Annotated in this window: 16 protein-coding genes, 1 pseudogene and 1 other annotated feature; of the genes and pseudogenes, 14 read left to right on the top strand and 3 right to left on the bottom strand. The window is 40.2% G+C overall.

Going from position 1 to position 17,026, the window contains the following annotated elements:
* Positions 1–26: 26 nt before the first annotated feature.
* Both thiS and glyA read left to right on the top strand, forming a co-directional pair.
* A complete protein-coding gene (gene thiS / locus AC4HCY_RS08480) occupies positions 27–224 on the top strand; it encodes a sulfur carrier protein ThiS (RefSeq protein ID WP_323430954.1) in 198 nt (65 codons plus the stop codon).
* A gap of 29 nt (positions 225–253) precedes the next feature.
* A complete protein-coding gene (gene glyA, locus AC4HCY_RS08485) occupies positions 254–1,474 on the top strand; it encodes a serine hydroxymethyltransferase (protein ID WP_491095849.1) in 1,221 nt (406 codons plus the stop codon).
* 73 nt (positions 1,475–1,547) lie between these two features.
* Here glyA and AC4HCY_RS08490 read toward each other — a convergent pair whose 3' ends face one another.
* Positions 1,548–2,573: an ornithine cyclodeaminase, nickel-pincer nucleotide-dependent gene (locus tag AC4HCY_RS08490; RefSeq protein ID WP_323431371.1), complete on the bottom strand. Its 1,026-nt coding sequence runs from the start codon at positions 2,571–2,573 to the stop codon at positions 1,548–1,550.
* 159 nt (positions 2,574–2,732) lie between these two features.
* Positions 2,733–2,953: a binding site (T-box leader), on the bottom strand.
* Between the two features lie 191 nt (positions 2,954–3,144).
* Between AC4HCY_RS08490 and AC4HCY_RS08495 the strand changes: the two are divergent.
* From AC4HCY_RS08495 to hypE, 9 genes and pseudogenes are all read left to right on the top strand, one after another.
* A pseudogene (locus tag AC4HCY_RS08495) lies at positions 3,145–3,375 on the top strand (cytochrome b5 domain-containing protein); the annotation flags it as partial.
* Positions 3,376–3,391: 16 nt separating this feature from the next.
* Complete coding sequence (locus AC4HCY_RS08500; RefSeq protein WP_491095850.1) at positions 3,392–4,267, top strand: hydrogenase small subunit; 876 nt, start codon at positions 3,392–3,394, stop codon at positions 4,265–4,267.
* A 17-nt stretch (positions 4,268–4,284) separates the two neighbouring features.
* Complete coding sequence (locus AC4HCY_RS08505) at positions 4,285–5,691, top strand: nickel-dependent hydrogenase large subunit (RefSeq protein WP_491095851.1); 1,407 nt, start codon at positions 4,285–4,287, stop codon at positions 5,689–5,691.
* A gap of 5 nt (positions 5,692–5,696) precedes the next feature.
* Positions 5,697–6,158 (top strand): hydrogenase maturation protease, encoded by a 462-nt coding sequence (locus tag AC4HCY_RS08510; RefSeq protein ID WP_323431368.1) that lies wholly within the window; start codon positions 5,697–5,699, stop codon positions 6,156–6,158.
* Positions 6,151–6,423 carry a hypothetical protein gene (locus AC4HCY_RS08515; RefSeq protein WP_323431367.1) on the top strand — a complete coding sequence of 91 codons (273 nt, stop codon included), beginning with the start codon at positions 6,151–6,153 and terminating at the stop codon, positions 6,421–6,423. The genes AC4HCY_RS08510 and AC4HCY_RS08515 overlap by 8 nt, the downstream gene beginning before the upstream one ends.
* Positions 6,401–8,107 (top strand): carbamoyltransferase HypF, encoded by a 1,707-nt coding sequence (gene hypF, locus AC4HCY_RS08520; protein ID WP_323431366.1) that lies wholly within the window; start codon positions 6,401–6,403, stop codon positions 8,105–8,107. Before AC4HCY_RS08515 ends, hypF begins: the two co-directional genes overlap by 23 nt.
* A 104-nt stretch (positions 8,108–8,211) precedes the next feature.
* Positions 8,212–8,433, top strand: coding sequence for a HypC/HybG/HupF family hydrogenase formation chaperone (locus AC4HCY_RS08525; RefSeq protein WP_323431365.1), 222 nt, complete (start codon positions 8,212–8,214; stop codon positions 8,431–8,433).
* A 4-nt stretch (positions 8,434–8,437) separates the two neighbouring features.
* Entirely contained in the window at positions 8,438–9,508 is a 1,071-nt protein-coding gene (gene hypD, locus AC4HCY_RS08530; protein ID WP_491095852.1) for a hydrogenase formation protein HypD, read from the top strand.
* A 5-nt stretch (positions 9,509–9,513) separates the two neighbouring features.
* Positions 9,514–10,518, top strand: coding sequence for a hydrogenase expression/formation protein HypE (gene hypE / locus AC4HCY_RS08535; RefSeq protein ID WP_491095853.1), 1,005 nt, complete (start codon positions 9,514–9,516; stop codon positions 10,516–10,518).
* A gap of 379 nt (positions 10,519–10,897) precedes the next feature.
* On the opposite strand, the gene AC4HCY_RS08540 is transcribed toward hypE, so the two are convergent.
* A complete protein-coding gene (locus tag AC4HCY_RS08540; protein WP_491095854.1) occupies positions 10,898–11,863 on the bottom strand; it encodes an LCP family protein in 966 nt (321 codons plus the stop codon).
* 187 nt (positions 11,864–12,050) lie between these two features.
* Between AC4HCY_RS08540 and AC4HCY_RS08545 the strand changes: the two genes are divergently transcribed.
* The 3 genes from AC4HCY_RS08545 to AC4HCY_RS08555 all read left to right on the top strand — a co-directional run bounded on the left by AC4HCY_RS08545 (position 12,051) and on the right by AC4HCY_RS08555 (position 15,505).
* Positions 12,051–13,010 (top strand): hypothetical protein, encoded by a 960-nt coding sequence (locus AC4HCY_RS08545; protein ID WP_491095855.1) that lies wholly within the window; start codon positions 12,051–12,053, stop codon positions 13,008–13,010.
* Positions 13,011–13,595: 585 nt separating this feature from the next.
* The gene (locus tag AC4HCY_RS08550; protein ID WP_491095856.1) at positions 13,596–14,945 is read left to right on the top strand and encodes a CCA tRNA nucleotidyltransferase; all 1,350 of its coding nucleotides are present in this window, start codon (positions 13,596–13,598) and stop codon (positions 14,943–14,945) included.
* An 89-nt stretch (positions 14,946–15,034) separates the two neighbouring features.
* On the top strand, positions 15,035–15,505 hold the full coding sequence (locus AC4HCY_RS08555) for a pyridoxamine 5'-phosphate oxidase family protein (RefSeq protein WP_323432473.1): 471 nt from the start codon (positions 15,035–15,037) through the stop codon (positions 15,503–15,505).
* 27 nt (positions 15,506–15,532) lie between these two features.
* On the opposite strand, the gene AC4HCY_RS08560 is transcribed toward AC4HCY_RS08555, so the two are convergent.
* Positions 15,533–16,723, bottom strand: coding sequence for an anaerobic nitric oxide reductase flavorubredoxin (locus AC4HCY_RS08560; RefSeq protein WP_323432472.1), 1,191 nt, complete (start codon positions 16,721–16,723; stop codon positions 15,533–15,535).
* Positions 16,724–17,026 lie beyond the last annotated feature (303 nt).

Here is a 17,026-nt window from a genome sequence, read left to right on the forward strand (position 1 = left end):
TTTAGTAAATAATGTGGAGGGATGATATGGACATAATTGCAAATGGTAGGACCCTATCTATTCCTTCTGAATGCACAGTGACTATGCTTTTACAGCTCTTAGGATACTCCAATCATGTCGCAGTATTCATTAATGGCAACCAACTGTTAATGTCTGAGTATGAAAGTTATAAACTGAAGAATCAAGATTCTGTAAAAATCATTAGACCATTAAGCGGAGGATAAGAAGTATAGTCATAACAAGGAGGGTTTAAATGTTTAAGAAAACCAATGATATTGATAATCTGCTTAAGAAGCACTTAAGCTATAGAGAAGGTTGCCTTAATCTAATAGCTTCAGAGAATTACTCCAGTGATAAAGTAAGAAGTTATCTGAGTTGTGATTTTAGCAATCGTTATGGATGTTATTCCACTTTAAAGCCGGAGGAAAGAGAATATACAGGAAATAAATATATTCATGAATTTGAAATGGCTACTCAAGAGCTTGTGAAAGATATTTTCAAGGCAAAATGTGTTGACTTAAGACCTATAAGCGGTCATATGGCCGGAATGGCTGTAGTTTTGGCTTTATTAAAACCGGGAGAATTGGTTATTGAAGTAAGCTTGAAGGATTGGGGACATGGTCTGGTAGGTCCCATGTGCCAGATAAGGCAATTTAAAGAGACCATCAAGGTTCAATACATGCCTTTTAGCAACCAATGTGTAGATGTTGAAAAACTGAAGGAGCAAGTAGTGAAAACTAAACCTAAGCTCATAATATTCGGAGGTTCAGGTACACTGTTTCCCGAGCCTATCAAAGAATTAAAAGATACAGCAGAAAAAATAGGTGCAATTATTGCTTATGATGCATCTCATGTAACAGGCCTTATAGCTGCAGGAGTATTTCCTAATCCTTTGGAGGAGGGTGCTGATATAATGTTCGGCAGTACCCACAAATCATTTCCCGGACCCCAGGGTGGATTTATAGTATCAAATGATGAAAGACTGATTGAAAAGGTTGGCAACACATTATCTCCATCCCTGGTCACAAGCCACCATTTGAACAGGCTGCCTGCATTGGCTGCTTCCATATTGGAGATGAAGGAATATGGAGGAGAATATGGAAAACAGATAATCAAAAATTCAGTGGCTTTAGCTGAAGCATTGTATGATTGCGGCTTTAACGTTGCAGGCAAGGAGAAGGGATTTACTAGAACTCATTTGATGCTTGTAGATATCGGAAATCTGGTAGATGAAGCACCTGCAAAATATCTTGAAAAGGCGAAGATATTATGTTCTGATGATTTCTCCGGTAATAGCCCGGAAATAAGGATAGGGACTCCAGAAGTCACCAGAAGGGGTATGAAAGAAAACGATATGAAAATTATCGCACAATTTTTCAAAAGAGTTTTGATTGATAAAGAAGCACCTGAAGCGATAGCAAGAGAAGTAGAAGAATTCAGCAGAAAGTATATAAAATGTGAATATTGCTTCTAACTCGGCAGAATAAAAAAAGCTCACTTTACTTGGAACTTTCATGTAAAGTGAGCTTTTTTATATGAAATTTTAGTTAAACTCCCTGTGCAGCGAACTTTGGCATATTCTCAAGCTTGCAAAGCTCATTATCTAAAAGGTTCAAGAACAACCCAACATCCGTAACGATTCCTAAAGCTTGACCGCTTCCTCTGTCGCTGAGCTTTGTTACTACTGCAGAGTTAATGTCCACGCATATCATCTTAATTTTCGCAGGAAGCATATTGCCGCTGGCTATGCCATGCAGCATTGTGCCGAGTATCAGAACGATATCGGCTTTCTTCAGCTGATCATTGTAAGCGTTCTGAGCTTCTATCATATCAGTGATCGTATCCGGGAGGGGACCGTCATCTCTTAGGCTTCCGGCAAGCACAAAAGGCACATTATGCTTCACGCATTCATACATGATGCCGGAACGGAGCACTCCTGCTTCTGCGGTTTTCTTTATAGAGCCATATCTCATTACTTGGTTTATAGCCCGCATATGATTTCTATAGCCGTTATGAGTTACCTTTCCTGATTTAGCGCATATGCCCAGGGAAGTGCCAAAAAGGGTCTTTTCTATATCATGGACGGCAACTGCATTGCCTGCAAGAACACTGGAGATATATCCTCTGCGGATGAGCTGAGACAGATAATAATCGCCGCCTGTATGGACCACAACCGGTCCTGCTACAACTGTCAAGCGTTTGTCTTCATTAAAAAGCTCAGCGGCCAGCTCCTTTATTAGCAGCTCATTCCTCCTCTCAGAAGAAACGCAGTTATTCATGAAGCTAAAGGAACCGTCTGAACCGGCCTCTTCGTTATCCATGACAAGTTTTACACCTGTATCGCCGCATACGATCATATCTCCTTTTTTGATTTCTCTCAATTTTTTGCATGAAGCAATTCCGTTGCCCACAACTATAAGTGCATCCATCCTCTGATTATGAACTGTGAGCCACTTGTTTCCATAAAAAATTTTAGTGGTGTAATTAGTGGTTGAATAAAAATCGTCGGGAACATTTTTATCCTTTTCAGAAACCTTTAAAATTACTGATTTTTGAGTGTTAACATCCATCATAGTATTTCCTCCTCTTAATTCAAAAAAATAAAACCTTCGTCCCGGACAAGGGACGAAGGCAATTCGCGGTACCACCCATGTTGAATAAATAAGCTTAATACATCTATTTTACACTGAACTAACCCGCGTTTCAACTTGATAAAAAAACCTTCATCCCAAACAAGGGACGAAGGTAATTCGCGGTGCCACCCAAGTTAAATAGATAAGCTAAAAAATTATCTATTCCTCTCAAAGCCCATAACGCAGGCGAAGCGGACAAACTTTTCATTTGCAGCTTGGAGGGCGGGTTCAATAGAAATAATCTTGGAAAACCTTTCAGTCGGTGAGTCTTCCTTCCTTTTAGAATCCTTCTATTTACTGATCCTCTTCATAGCCATTGATATTTATGTTTAAGTATACAAAAGAAAGTATAAATTGTCAAATAGTTTTCAAATCGAATTTATATGAATTTTATCTCATATAATTTACAGAAGGATATAAGGGGGGTCTGTAGATGTGGAATTGTCCGTTTTGTAGAGTATGTTTATGGTGCTATTACTATAATTTAAGACACGGGCTGATGAAGGTCTATCGTAAGGAATTCACCTTAGATGAATTGGCTATGTATGATGGAAGCGGAGGCAGGCCGGCATATGTGGCTGTAAATAGTATTGTTTATGATGTGAGCAATAACGCTTTCTGGGGCGGGGGCACCCATTTCGGGCTTTATGCAGGCAAGGACTTGACAAGTCAATTCCTAAGCTGCCATGGCAGCCTAGAAATATTAAATGTATTGCCCAAGGTCGGTATAATAAAGGCTTAGGTTTGGGGGTGTGTAAATGAAAAATCCTACTCCATGCCCTGTCATTGATGCTAAAAATGTGACCGCAGCAAGAATAATCGATTTGGCCATAGAAAAGAGCCGGCAAATGGCAGAGGGCAGAATGAATCTGATGTGGCTGGAGGCTACAGGATGTTCGGGAAATATCATATCACTTCTGAATGCAGATAACCCGGGTGTGGGATATTTGCTAAAGAGCATGGTAAATATGACTTATTCCAACAGCTTGATGCAGGCTGAGGGTGAAATGGCTTATAAAAAATTTGCAGATACTCTGAACACTGAGTTTATATTGGTTGTTGAAGGGGCTGCAGCAGCAAAGGACAACGGAAATTACAGCATTATAGCCCGCCATGACGGCAAATTTATCACTGCATTGGAAGCGATCAAAGCAGCCGGGGGGAAAGCTAAATACGTATTAGCTGTAGGAACCTGCGCTTCTCATGGCGGTCCATCTGCTGCAGCGCCGAATCCATCAGGGAGCCTGAGCATAGACAAGGTTTTAAACAGAGAAGTTATAAAAGTTCCCGGCTGTCCTGGTCATCCTGATTGGGTTATCGGTACTATTGCTCACCTGCTATACTTTGGCAGGCCGGAGCTCGATGACCAAAACAGGCCCGTAATGTTCTATGGTATCACTATTCATGACCGCTGCACTAGGAGGTCATATTTTGACCGGGGAATATTTGCAAAAAAACTGGGAGATAAAGAATGCATGTTTAAAATTGGCTGCAGAGGGCCGGTTACTAAGACGGACTGTCCCGTAAGGCAGTGGAACAGCTATGTGAACTGGCCTATAAAGGATAATACTCCCTGCATAGGATGTGCTCAGGAAAGATTTCCTGATGGAATGGAGCCCTTTGTAAGGTATTAAACGAGTGGAGGTGTATCATGACAGAAACAGTGATCATCAATCCGGTTACAAGAATAAGCGGTTTTATGGAGATACAGGTGCAGATAGAAAACCATATAGTTTCAGATGCTAAATGCAGCGGCCTTCTATTTAGAGGCTTTGAGAAGATGTTAAAGGGGAGGCACCCATTAGATGCAGTATATTTTACGGAAAGGATTTGCGGTATTTGCTCCACCGCACATTCAATGGCTTCATCCTTAGCATTAGAAGAAGCGCTGGGAGTAACTCCTGAGCTCAATGACAAATATATAAGAGACTTTATGCATGGATGTGAATTTATACAAAATCATATCAGGCATTTTTACCAGTACACCTTACCCGACTATGTGAGAGGGGCAAATATATCTGCTTTAGAATATGAATCTCATGAAGATTTCCGACTGCCTCAGAGGTTGGATAATCTATTGACAAAGCATTACTTTGAATCCCTTGAATATAGCCGGATGGCCCATGAGATGCTGGCTACTTTAGGCGGAAAGGCTCCCCATAATCACGGCATATTTGTGGGCGGGGTAACAGTAAATATGGAAGCAGATAAATATATAAAAGTAAAATCCATACTGGATAAAATAATAAACTTTGTTGAGATTGTCATGATTTTTGATGTAAATATCATAGGAGAATATTACCCAGAATATTATTATATGGGAAAAGGCTATAAGAATCTTTTAAGCTATGGGGTTTTTGATTACCCGGACAAAGAAATCAGATATATAGGTCCAAGAGCATTTTATGGAGGAATATATGAAGAGGCTGATCTGAGTAAGATTACAGAAAGCATATATAGCTCTTGGTATGAGGCGCCAGCAAATGAAAGACAGCCTCCGGGGCCGCCCCTTGAGGAAGATTTTCATAAGGCTGATGCTTATACTTGGGTGAAATGCCCGCGATATGAAGGTTTTCCAATGGAAGTAGGCCCCTTGGCAAGAATGTTCATGAGCGGAGATTACAAAAGGGGCATATCCGCAATGGACAGGACCATAGCAAGAGTATTGGAAATAAAGAAAATAGGTTATATTATGAAGGCCTTATTAGATAGGATGGAGTTAAAAGAGTCCTCCCAAAGGGTATACGATATGCCTCAAAGTGCAAGAGGCGCAGGACTTATAGATACAACACGGGGTGCACTGGGCCATTGGGTTGCTATTGAGGATAAAAAGATTTCTAATTATGATATCATAACTCCCACAGCCTGGAACTTATCACCCCATGATTCAAAGGGCCTTTTGGGGCCGGTTGAAAAGGCGTTGGCGGGTACAAGAGTCGAAGATATAAAAAAACCTGTTGAGCTAGGAAGAATTGCCAGAACCTTTGATCCCTGCGTATCCTGTGCTACCCATATTATAAGTGATGAAACAGAGCCCTTCAAAATTAAGATTGTATAAGGCCTATGCATAAGAAGGTAATTGCAATAGGAAACAGGATCATGGGGGATGATGCTATAGGCTTATCAGTGGCCGAACAACTGGAAGATTTTTTAGTAGAAGCCGGCTTTGAAGTTGTATTGGGTGAGACTGATTTTGAATATTGCTTAAGAACAATAAAAAAAGGAGATTTTATAATAATTCTGGATGCCGCCTACAGTGGAGCAGAGCCGGGGACTGTGAGGTATATGTCTATCGAAGAAGCCATGATGAGATGCAGAAGATGCAATTCCCAACATGAATCCAACCTGTTGCTTTGGCTGAATGTATACGGTCTTGAGGTAAAAGGAGCAGTATTGGCTATAGAAATATATAAGATTGAGCCGAACTGGGGATTAAGCCATGCCATGCAAGAGATTCTGCCAACAGTTTGTGAGAGGGTGAAAGATAAGATTATATCTATTTTGGGGGAGGGGTATCATGCATGATACATTTTTAATCAAGGGCATATATGAGGAATTAAGAAAAATATGCGATAAGTACGATATCGTAAGGCTTGATAGGGTAGTCATGGAAGTCAGCAGAAACAGCCATATTGACGAGGAGGAGTTTATTGAATTTCTAAAGGAGCAGAAGGATTCAATAATGGGAGAATGGACAACAGCGGATATAAGAAAAGAGGATATTGAGGAGAATACGGCAATAATATATGTTCTGGAAGGAAAAAGAAATGATGCTGTCATTGAAAACTAGCGATGGAAAAGAAATAAAATGCAGAAATATGCTTGTCAAAGCTGCTGAGCTTCTGGTAGAAGGAAATATAATTGCAGTAAAAGGGATAGGCGGATATCATCTTGCCTGCAATGCGAGGAATGAGGGGGCAGTTCAGAAGCTCAGGGACAGAAAAAGAAGAAAAGACAAGCCCTTTGCATTGATGGCTAAGGATATGGAAACGGTCAAAAAGGAGTGCCTGGTAAGCTGCGAAGAGGAATGCCTGCTTCAAAGCTGCAGGATGCCTATTGTCTTGCTCCGCATGAAGGCTTCCTGCAGCTTGCCCGGAAACATAGCACCAGGCATGAACAGGCTGGGGATGATGCTGCCCTATACTGATATCCATGCTTCGCTGTTTTGTGAAGACCTGGATTTATTGATAATGACCAGCGGCAATATTAGCAATTCGCCTATACAATACAAGGATGCCGGCGCGATGGAAGTTCTGGCAGGTATAGCCGATTGCTTTTTATATCATGATAATGAAATCGATATGCCTCTGGAGGATTCGGTTTTCAAAGTCTTTGAAGGAAGGGAATCCGTAATAAGGGGAGGAAGAGGCTTTGCTCCTTTTAAAGTCCATATGGGTAGCGGGGTATATGAGATACTTGCATTAGGTTCGGAACAAAAAGGCGCTTTCAGTGTTTTGAAAGACGGTTATGGCTGTTTGAGCAGATGCTTTGGAGACTTAGGGAATAAGGAGGTCTTTGAAATATACCAGCATGCCTTGGACAAATTTTTGGAGGATATTGATTCTCAACCGGCAATAATTGCATATGATATGCATCCCTATTATACCACAACCCAATATGCATCAAAGCTTGAAGGGATAAAGGCGGCCGTCCAGCATCATCATGCCCATATGGCAAGCTGTATGGCAGAGCATGACCTTCACCGGAAGGCAATAGGGATAATATATGACGGCACCGGCTGGGGAACAGACGGTGCAATATGGGGAGGAGAATTTTTCATCGGCAGCAGAGAAGCCTTCCACAGGGTGGGGCATTTTAAGTATGTAAGCCTTCAAGGCGGCGATCAATCCGTCAAGGAGCCATGGAGAAGTGCATTAAGCTATCTGCATGCTCTGGGTTATGAAGATAACAGGTATATTTCACAATGGGACAAAGACAAGTCATTTGTTGTAGAACAGGCCCTCAAAACCGGTTATAATTGCTATTCTTCTTCAAGCCTTGGAAGGCTGTTTGACTGTGTATCTTCTTTGCTTGGCATATGTCATATGATTACCTATGATGCCCAAGCAGCAATATTGCTGGAGAGTATATTGAATCCTTATGAGAAAGCAAGCTACAAATATAGAATATATAAGAATGATGACGGACAGCTTGAAATAGATTATAAAGAAATAATTGAAGGCGTACTGAGGGATATGGATACTAATATACCGATTGAGATAATATCCTCAAGGTTCCATAATACAATATGCGATATAACGCTGGATATGGCCATTAGGATAAGGGAAATATCAAATGTTGATACTGTGGTATTGAGCGGCGGCTGCTTTGAAAATACGTATCTGCTGAAGGGTGTTTTGGAGAGGTTGAGAGGAGAAGACTTTGAAGTATATTATAATCAGCATATTCCAATAAATGACAACGGAATATCCATAGGTCAATTGGTCGTCGCAGCTGCAAGAATTGTTGAATAATGAATGAAGTCTCGTTCAAGATAATTCTGGGATACAGAGAAGGTGAAATAATATGAAAACGCCAAAGGATTTGAGAATAAATATGTGCTTTATGGGGTGATAAGATGTGTATAGCTATCCCCGGAGAAATTATCTCTGTTGAAGGAGCTTATGCAGCGGTAGATATCATGGGTTTAGAAAACTGCATATATATTGGTCTCCTGGATAATCCAAGAAAAGGAGATTTGATTCTTATTCATGCCGGATGTGCTATTAAAAAGATTGATGAAAGGTATTTCTACTATTTGGAGGATACTTTCAAGCATATGCTCGAAGGAGACTATTGAAAATATGGACAGAAGTTATATTTCCAAGCTGATTAAGGGTATATGGGCATGTATGGCGAACATTGAAGAAATGAAAATAATGGAGGTTTGCGGAACTCATACCCAATCTATTGCAAAATACGGCATTCCCTCGGTGCTGCCTCCCGGGATAAAGCTTTTATCCGGCCCGGGCTGCCCTGTTTGTGTAGCTCCGGCAAGCTTTATTGATGATGCGGTCAGGCTAATGATGATGGACAATGTCATTATAGCAACCTTCGGTGATATGGTAAGAGTAAAAGGGACAGAAACAAGTCTGGATAATAGCCGGACAAAAGATAAAAAACCGGTAGTTGTTTATTCTCCTCTGGAGGTCTTAGAAATAGCTGAAAACAACAGGGATAAAACAGTTGTTTTCCTTGCAGTTGGCTTTGAAACCACAGCGCCTGCTATTGCAGCTATGATAAGGCATGCTGAAGAAAAAGCAATACATAATATTAATGTATTGACCTCCATAAGGCTGATGCCGCCGATTCTGGAAAGAGTGCTGGAAAAGCATGATGGAGAGCTCGGCGGAATGATATGCCCCGGTCATGTAGCCGCCGTAATGGGGCAGGAATATTTCCGCTTCCTGCCTGATAAGCATGATATCTGCTCCGTCATATCAGGCTTTGATGCAGCCGATATATTGGGGGCAATATATTTAATAGTACAAAGCAAATGCGGGGACAAAAAGCCAGAACTAAAGAATATATATAAGCGCTGTGTCAGCTTTAATGGCAATGAAAAGGCAAAATTATTGATGGACGACGTATTCACCGCTTCTAAAGGTCTATGGAGAGGAATAGGATTAGTAAGTGATTCGGCATTGGTATTAAAGGAAAGATATATGAAGTATGATGCTGCATATAATTTTAATCTCAGCCCGTGGGGCCATGAGGACGCGATGGAATGCAGCTGCGGTGATATACTCATGGGAAAAAAGACCCCCGGGGAATGCCGTTTGTTTGATGCCGCATGCAGCCCGACAAACCCTTACGGCCCTTGTATGGTATCGGCAGAAGGCTCTTGTTCCGTATATTACAGATATAGAAGGTGATGTATTTGAACGAAGATAAAATTACTTTGGCCCACGGCAGCGGAGGCATTAGCACAAGGAATTTAATAAAAGAGATATTTTATAGGCATTTCAATAATCAGAAGCTCATCGATGGACTGGATTCTGCAGTGTTTGAAGCACAATCAGGCAGATTAGCTTTTACAACTGATTCTTTTGTAGTAAAGCCTATATTTTTTTCCGGAGGGGATATAGGCAAGCTTGCTGTATGCGGCACCGTGAATGACTTGGCGGTAGCAGGGGCAAAGCCTTTATATCTGAGCTGCGGATTGATAATAGAAGAAGGCTTTCCAATAGAAGCTCTGGATCGGATTGCTGAATCTATGGCCCGCACCGCTGATGCATCGGGAGTCAAAATTATTACGGGTGATACGAAGGTTGTTGAAAAAGGCTGTGCCGATGGAATTTTCATCAACACCTCAGGTGTTGGAATATTGGATAAAAGCTATGTGACCAAAAAAATTATGCCCGGCGATGATATCATCGTAACAGGCACGATAGCAGAGCATGGCACAGCCATATCCAGGGACCGCTATGGCTTAAAGGCAGATGGAAGCTTTATAAGTGATTGCGCGCCAATAAACCATATCATTGAAGCTCTCAATGGGTATATGGAGAGCATAAAGCTGATGAAAGATCCTACAAGAGGCGGAATTGCCACTGCTCTAAATGAAATTGCAGAACATGCGGGAAAAAGCATACATATATATGAGGAGAATATCCCCATAAGGAAAGAAGTACAGGCCTTAAATGAACTATTAGGAATAGACCCATTATATTTAGCCTGCGAAGGAAGAGCCGTAATTGTAGCTGATAAGGCGGAATCAACTGAAATACTCGCTCGGATCAGAGCCCTTGATGATGGCAAAGAGGCTCAGATAATTGGTTGCTTTGAAGATGCTGAAAACACAAATGTTTATATAGAAAATTTTTTTGGAGGCAAAAGGATACTGGCATCCTTGGAAGGAAATATGCTGCCAAGGATATGCTGAAAGCTGCAACGGAAGAGAATCTCTGCAATGTTTTCATGCAGGGATTCTCTTCCGTTATCTTAATTTTTGATCGCATAAGAATCTATAAATATTTATACTATTTCAATAAAATATTAAGCATTGATGGGTCTCACTGTAAATGCTTTAGGCTGATGGCTCCTAATTTGGCGTTTCTTTACTAAAGTGGGAGTTTTTTATGTAAATGCGGTTGGAGGCAATTTATTTAATGAATAAATTAACATATAAAAGATATTTCAGGTTTAACCAATGGCGTTGATTGGCGCCACTGTCGCAGTTGCAGTTGCCGCTGAAGAGGCTATGAAAAACAAATAAAGGCATTCGCTTTACCTCAAGCGGATGCCTTTGCTGCATGAGCGATTTATTTTAATACATCTTTAATGCTTTTTATGCTGCTTTGATAGAGTATATAATAAGAAACCTTATCTATAAATTTGCTGTAACCTTTTAATGTGTGATACTCAAAATTATTTCTCAGCTTATAGCCGCTGATAAAATAGGAAGCCATATCGGAAGCATCCATATCTGTTTTGATATCATCACGGATAGCTAAATAGGCTTTGGGTATAAGCGGCACATTCTCCAGCTTTAAGAAGCTGCTCTGCAGATCCTTTATGAACTCCTGCTGCCTGTAAACCCTGCCTATATCACCTTTGCCATCGCTTCTATACCTTAAGTATTCAAGAGTCTGTATCCCATTGAGCTTGATGCTGCCTTTTTTTAATGTAAAGCATTTATTAAGCTCCCGGTCCCTTATCTTTATTGTCTGGGGAATTGTCACAGTGAACCCGCCCAGGGCATCCACACCTTTTTGTATAGCTTTGAAATTAAATACGAGATAATTGTCAATCTTTGTGTCAAGAAGATCTTCTATAGTAGATTTACATAAACCAATGCCGCCGAAAGCATAGGATGCATTGATCTTGTGGGTGCCTTTCCCCTTTAGCTTTATCAGCGTATCTCTGGGTATGGAAATAAAATTGACTTTGTCATTTCTTATATTCACCAAAATAATTGTATCGGCTCTGGCCGGTTCATTCTTTCTGGCATCTATTCCTAATATCAATATATTTTTATTGATTTGACTTGGGGTCGGTTTAAACGGAAAGTCAATTTCACCTTGAGCAGATTTATTTTCCTTGATGATTTCTTTATCTTCCTTACTTTCTTTGGCTTCTTTTATTTCCTTGACTTTTTTAGATTCCGGTGCTTTAGGCTCAATAGCATTTGCATTGATTTTGCCGGTGCTGTTGCAGCTGCAGGCAATAAGCATGATAAATAAGGCTATGATAACAGCCCGTATCAGTTTTTTTATATGAATAGTCATTTTTATATTTGCCACCTTTCAGAGATTGACTGTCGAATAAAATGCTTAAATATATTATTTGCAGAAAAGATATTTCTTTTCATAAACGGCAATGCCAAAAAATTCATGTGTTTTTGCAAAGAAAATGTTGATGTTTTTGCGTCTAAGATATTAAATCTGTTGTTTTTACATTAAAGGAGGATTTTTCGTGATAAATAGAAAGCTGTTGATAGCAGCAGTATTAGCTATGATCGTATCGATCAATGCAGGCTGCACTAATGTTGATAAACCAGCGGCACCGGGAGGCACAAATATCACTGAACCGGATAAAGGCCAAAAAGGTTCTGGCTTTGACGAAGCCAAGCAAGAGAGCATCATGAAGGAATATGAAACCATTATTGCTAAAGAAAACAATATTTTCGAATATATTTCCTTCGCAGAGAAGAATATCGGAGGTCTATCGCCGAAAAATGCTTCTAAGCTCATAATCAAGCTGGAAGAGATACAAAAGGAGTACCTGCCTAAGTTAGAAGATAAGTACTATGCTGCCGGTAATATTCAAAGCACTCTTGGAGAACTGTACAAGCCTGAATATGATTTGTCAAGCATTGATACGGCAGATGTTAAGGACGAAGAGGTAAAAAAGGTCCTCGAAGAGACCATAAAACTAGGCTATAAGATAGAAACGGCGGAAGGCATGTTTTTTCCGATCATCGATTACAACTTCTATGAAAAATATTCTTCCTATGCAGCTGCTGATATCAAGGACTATATAACCCTTATGACAGCAGAGTCCGACAAGGTGCCTGCAAAGGATGCAGCATTGGTAATAAGCTGGGATGAATTGTTTGACAGAGCCTTCAAACAAGAGAAGTTTTTGTCACAGCATAAGGATTCGGCAAAGTACGAAGAAGTGAGAGACTTATATAAAAAATATGTGACCTTTGCAGTATACGGCTTAAATAACACTCCGCTTTTTGCCTATGAAAATAAAAAGATGGATGCTGATGCTAAGGCTGCATATGAGAAGGCCATTGCACAAGACAGCAAGCTGGCTCAGGCACTGAAAGGGTATTATGAGGCCGTAGAAAAAGATGGTTTTAAGCTGACTGATAAGGTAAAGAAATATCAAGACGATTTGATCAAGAACCAAAAGTTTTTGCCGTAATAAACTTTTACAACATTGAATAATATTGAGTATAATGCTAAAATTAATAGCAAATAACTAGAATTTTGAGGTGTGAAATGAGGAACGTGTTTTAACTATTATTAATCGAATACTTCTTAACCCGATGCCACAGGCATCGTTGAGAGATGATGGTTAAAACACTTATCATATATTGAAGCTACTGTTGTTTGTATAATCGCATTATTGCATTTTGCAAGTTTAATGCTGCAGCCGGCACTAAGTGTTTTACTGCAGTTTTTGTTTTTCCATCCTCTCTCTACAAACATGAAGGGCAAGCTGGATGGAGACCTGGATGAGGAGGAAAAAAATAAGTTAAATAACAAGTATATTGAGACAGCGAGGCAGCTAAATAAATATAAGAATATGATCAAGTTAAGGAATTAACAATCCTTGAATAATTAGGCAAATATGGTACAATATTTACAAGAAAAGGACTATTTCTGGGCAGCCAGGCTTTAAGCCTGCTGCTTTTTACTATGCGATATTCATACATATTTCCCGGGAAAACTCATATTATGTCAAATTATGCCGCTGTTGAAATCATTCAATTGAGGAGATGAATCCATGATAATTGGTATCCCCAGCTTTGTAGAAAATATATTGCAAAGATTATCTGACAACGGATATGAGGCTTATCTTGTAGGCGGATGCATCAGAGATATATTGATGGGAAGATCTCCGAAGGATTGGGACATTACTACTTCAGCCATGCCTGACGAAGTTTTTAAAGCGTTTTATGATAAAAGCGTTGTTGCTACCGGTGAGAGATACGGTACTGTGACGGTGATATACCCAGAGGGGAAGGCTGAAGTTACGACCTTTAGAAGCGAAGGGGCCTATAGTGACGGCAGGCATCCGGATTGGGTCCGCTTTGAGAGGACCATAGAAGAAGATTTGAGCAGAAGAGACTTTACTATCAATGCCATAGCCTGGAACAGGGGCAAAGGTCTGATAGACCCATTCGGAGGGATCAAGGACATCGGTCAGGGACTGATACGCACTGTGGGCAATCCCGAAGACAGATTCCGGGAAGATGGCTTAAGAATGATCAGGGCTGTAAGATTTGCGGCAAATCTTGACTTCGGCATTGATAAGCTTACGCTTACAGCGGTAGAGCAGCTTGCAGGGATGATCCCCATGATAAGCGCCGAAAGGGTAAGACAAGAGCTTTTCAAAATTCTTATAGGACCCAATCCGTCTTATGGAATAAAGACTATGCTGGAAACAGGGATGATTAAATTTGTGCTGCCTGAAATACTGGCCACTGTAGGATTTGAACAAAACAACCCTCACCATGATAAAGATGTATTTGAGCATACCCTGTGTGTTCTGGAGCAAACCCCTGATATTCTCCACATCCGCCTTGCAGCGCTTTTTCATGACGCAGGAAAGCCATACTCCTATACATTGGATGATAAAGGGATAGGACATTTCTACGGGCACAATGAAAAAGGGGCAGAAATTGCTGTCAAGGCGCTTAAACGTTTGAGGTGCTCCAACAAAATAATAAAGCAGGTTGCATTATTGGTGGACTACCACATGAGACATTATGGAAGCAACGAAAGAAGCAAGCTGAAGAGATTGATAAGTGAGGTAGGAAAAGAAAATATATTTGATTTATTAAGCCTTCAAAAAGCCGATGCGATGTGTAAAAAAAAGCAGAAGCTTATAGCTGCAGCAGCAGAGATGGAAAGCACGGTGAGGGACATAATTGCTAAAAATGAACCTGTAAATATTGAGGATCTGGCAATCAACGGGGATGATCTAAAGCATATAGGGTTTAAGCCGGGGGTGCAGATGGGCCAAATCCTAAATGGGCTTTTGGATTGTGTCATTGAAGAACCCGGATTAAACAAGAAGGAATCCTTGATCCATATTGCTCAAACAAAATGTACAGGTCAAATTACTGATTGATGTAGAATTTTACATATGTTATATTTCAAATATATATTTAACACTTATGTATTAAAAATACTGTCAATATTAAAAAAGGGGGATTTATCATGTTCAGAGAAATGAGAAGAGCTAATAAGGCTATTACTCGTGAAGCAGCTGCAGAATTATTACATAAATGTGAGTACGGCACTTTATCAACTATAGGCAGTGACGGCTATCCGTATGGAGTGCCTTTGAACTATGCATGCAGGGATGATGCTCTTTACTTCCACTGCGCGACGGAAGGCCACAAGCTTGACAATATAGAGAAAAACAACAAGGTTTCCTTTTGCGTAGTCGGTAATGCTAAGGTGATACCGGAAAAGTTCAGCACAAGGTACGAGAGCGTCATAGTATTCGGCAGGGCTAATATAGTAACGGACGACAATGAAAAGAGGGCTGCTCTTTTTGCGCTGATCGAGAAATATGCACCTGATTATACGGAAAGCGGCAAAAAGTACATATCAAATGATTTTAACAAGACAAAAGTAGTAAGGATAGACATTGAACATATTACGGGGAAAAAAGCAAAAGAATAAGCAGTCATCGCTGCTTATTCTTTTTGCTTACTTTATCTTTTCAACAAAATTCTTTCCGAATTCTTTGCATCTGTTTAGTGCTTCTTCATCAGGGTTCCACAATTCCTTGATAGGTTCGCTTACCACTGTAAAGCCCGCTCTGGCCAGTTCATCACTGATGATTTTAGCGGATTCTCCGCTCCAGCCATAGGCGCCAAAGCCTGCACCCTTTTTATTCTTAAACGACAAGCCCCGCATCATCTCCAATAATCCCATGACGGCATAGGATAGTCCCTTGTTTATGGTAGGAGAGCCCACCAATACGGCTTTGGATTTGAATACCTCTGTCAATATGTCGTTTTTGTCGGTATGATCTGCATTATATATTTTAACGGTGACATCCTTATCCGCTTCTTTTATGCCCTCCAATATATATTCAGCCATTCTTCTGGTTCCGTGCCACATGCTGTCATATATGATGGTGATTTGATTCTCCTGATAATTATTTGCCCATTCAAGATATTTTTTTACTATCTGCGCCGGATCTTTTCTCCATATTATGCCATGACTTGGACATATCATATCCAAAGGAAGATTTAAGCTCAAAACTTCTTCAACTTTCTTTGCCACAAAAGTGCTGAAGGGCGTCAAGATATTTGCATAATATTTCATGGCTTCCTGGAATAATTCTGCCTGGTCCACCAAATCATTAAACATTGGTTCAGCGGCTAAATGCTGTCCGAAGCCATCATTGCTGAATAGAATATTCTCGCCGGACATGTAGGTAAACATGGTATCAGGCCAGTGAAGCATCCTTGCTTCTATGAAGGTCAATTTGCTCTCTCCTATGTCCAGCACATCGCCTGTTTTTACGGTTACAAAATTCCAGTCTTGATGATAATGTCCCTTTAAAGATTTCACTCCATTTGCAGTGCAGTAAATCGGTGTGTTTGGAATCAGCTTCATCAGCTCCGGCAAAGCACCGCTGTGATCGATCTCTCCGTGATTGGCAACTATGTAGTCTATTTCATTCAAATCAATTTCTTTTTTCAACTCATCGATAAATTCTTTAGCAAAGGGCTGCCATACGGTGTCGATCAGCACTGTTTTTTTATCACGCACCAAATAGGCATTGTAGGATGACCCCCTATGAGTTGAGTATTCTCCTCCGTGAAAAGTCCTTAATCCCCAGTCGGTTTTACCGACCCATGTTACTTTTTCTGTAATTTTAAATCCCATGTTACTCCTCCTTATATAATTAAAAATTTTATCAACGCTAAAGTCATCCAAGTATTTTAGCTTTATCCGATGGCTAAAGGCCACTGATTTGATAATAACATATACAATAACTATTATCAATTGTCATAATATATATTAAATTATGCATGTGAAAAATTATCAATTACCCCAAAATACTACAACATCTCACATATTTATGCAAAATATGTGAAAAATGTTTGAAAAATTCTGAATAATGGATAAAATAGAATTAACACTGATATATAGTTTTGCCACTAAGCTATTGCCATTAACCATGACCTG

Source organism: Lutispora sp. QWL-02, assembly GCF_058315355.1.

What these genes read in the sequence shown, in the direction of transcription:
- AC4HCY_RS08540 (WP_491095854.1), bottom strand. Translation starts at nt 11,863, where the DNA reads ATGACTATTCATATAAAAAAACTGATACGGGCTGTTATCATAGCCTTA.
- AC4HCY_RS08560 (WP_323432472.1), bottom strand. Translation starts at nt 16,723, where the DNA reads ATGGGATTTAAAATTACAGAAAAAGTAACATGGGTCGGTAAAACCGAC.
- hypD (WP_491095852.1), top strand. Translation starts at nt 8,438, where the DNA reads ATGGACAGAAGTTATATTTCCAAGCTGATTAAGGGTATATGGGCATGT.
- AC4HCY_RS08500 (WP_491095850.1), top strand. Translation starts at nt 3,392, where the DNA reads ATGAAAAATCCTACTCCATGCCCTGTCATTGATGCTAAAAATGTGACC.
- AC4HCY_RS08525 (WP_323431365.1), top strand. Translation starts at nt 8,212, where the DNA reads ATGTGTATAGCTATCCCCGGAGAAATTATCTCTGTTGAAGGAGCTTAT.
- AC4HCY_RS08555 (WP_323432473.1), top strand. Translation starts at nt 15,035, where the DNA reads ATGTTCAGAGAAATGAGAAGAGCTAATAAGGCTATTACTCGTGAAGCA.
- thiS (WP_323430954.1), top strand. Translation starts at nt 27, where the DNA reads ATGGACATAATTGCAAATGGTAGGACCCTATCTATTCCTTCTGAATGC.
- hypF (WP_323431366.1), top strand. Translation starts at nt 6,401, where the DNA reads ATGATGCTGTCATTGAAAACTAGCGATGGAAAAGAAATAAAATGCAGA.
- AC4HCY_RS08505 (WP_491095851.1), top strand. Translation starts at nt 4,285, where the DNA reads ATGACAGAAACAGTGATCATCAATCCGGTTACAAGAATAAGCGGTTTT.
- AC4HCY_RS08490 (WP_323431371.1), bottom strand. Translation starts at nt 2,573, where the DNA reads ATGATGGATGTTAACACTCAAAAATCAGTAATTTTAAAGGTTTCTGAA.
- AC4HCY_RS08515 (WP_323431367.1), top strand. Translation starts at nt 6,151, where the DNA reads ATGCATGATACATTTTTAATCAAGGGCATATATGAGGAATTAAGAAAA.
- glyA (WP_491095849.1), top strand. Translation starts at nt 254, where the DNA reads ATGTTTAAGAAAACCAATGATATTGATAATCTGCTTAAGAAGCACTTA.
- AC4HCY_RS08550 (WP_491095856.1), top strand. Translation starts at nt 13,596, where the DNA reads ATGATAATTGGTATCCCCAGCTTTGTAGAAAATATATTGCAAAGATTA.
- AC4HCY_RS08510 (WP_323431368.1), top strand. Translation starts at nt 5,697, where the DNA reads ATGCATAAGAAGGTAATTGCAATAGGAAACAGGATCATGGGGGATGAT.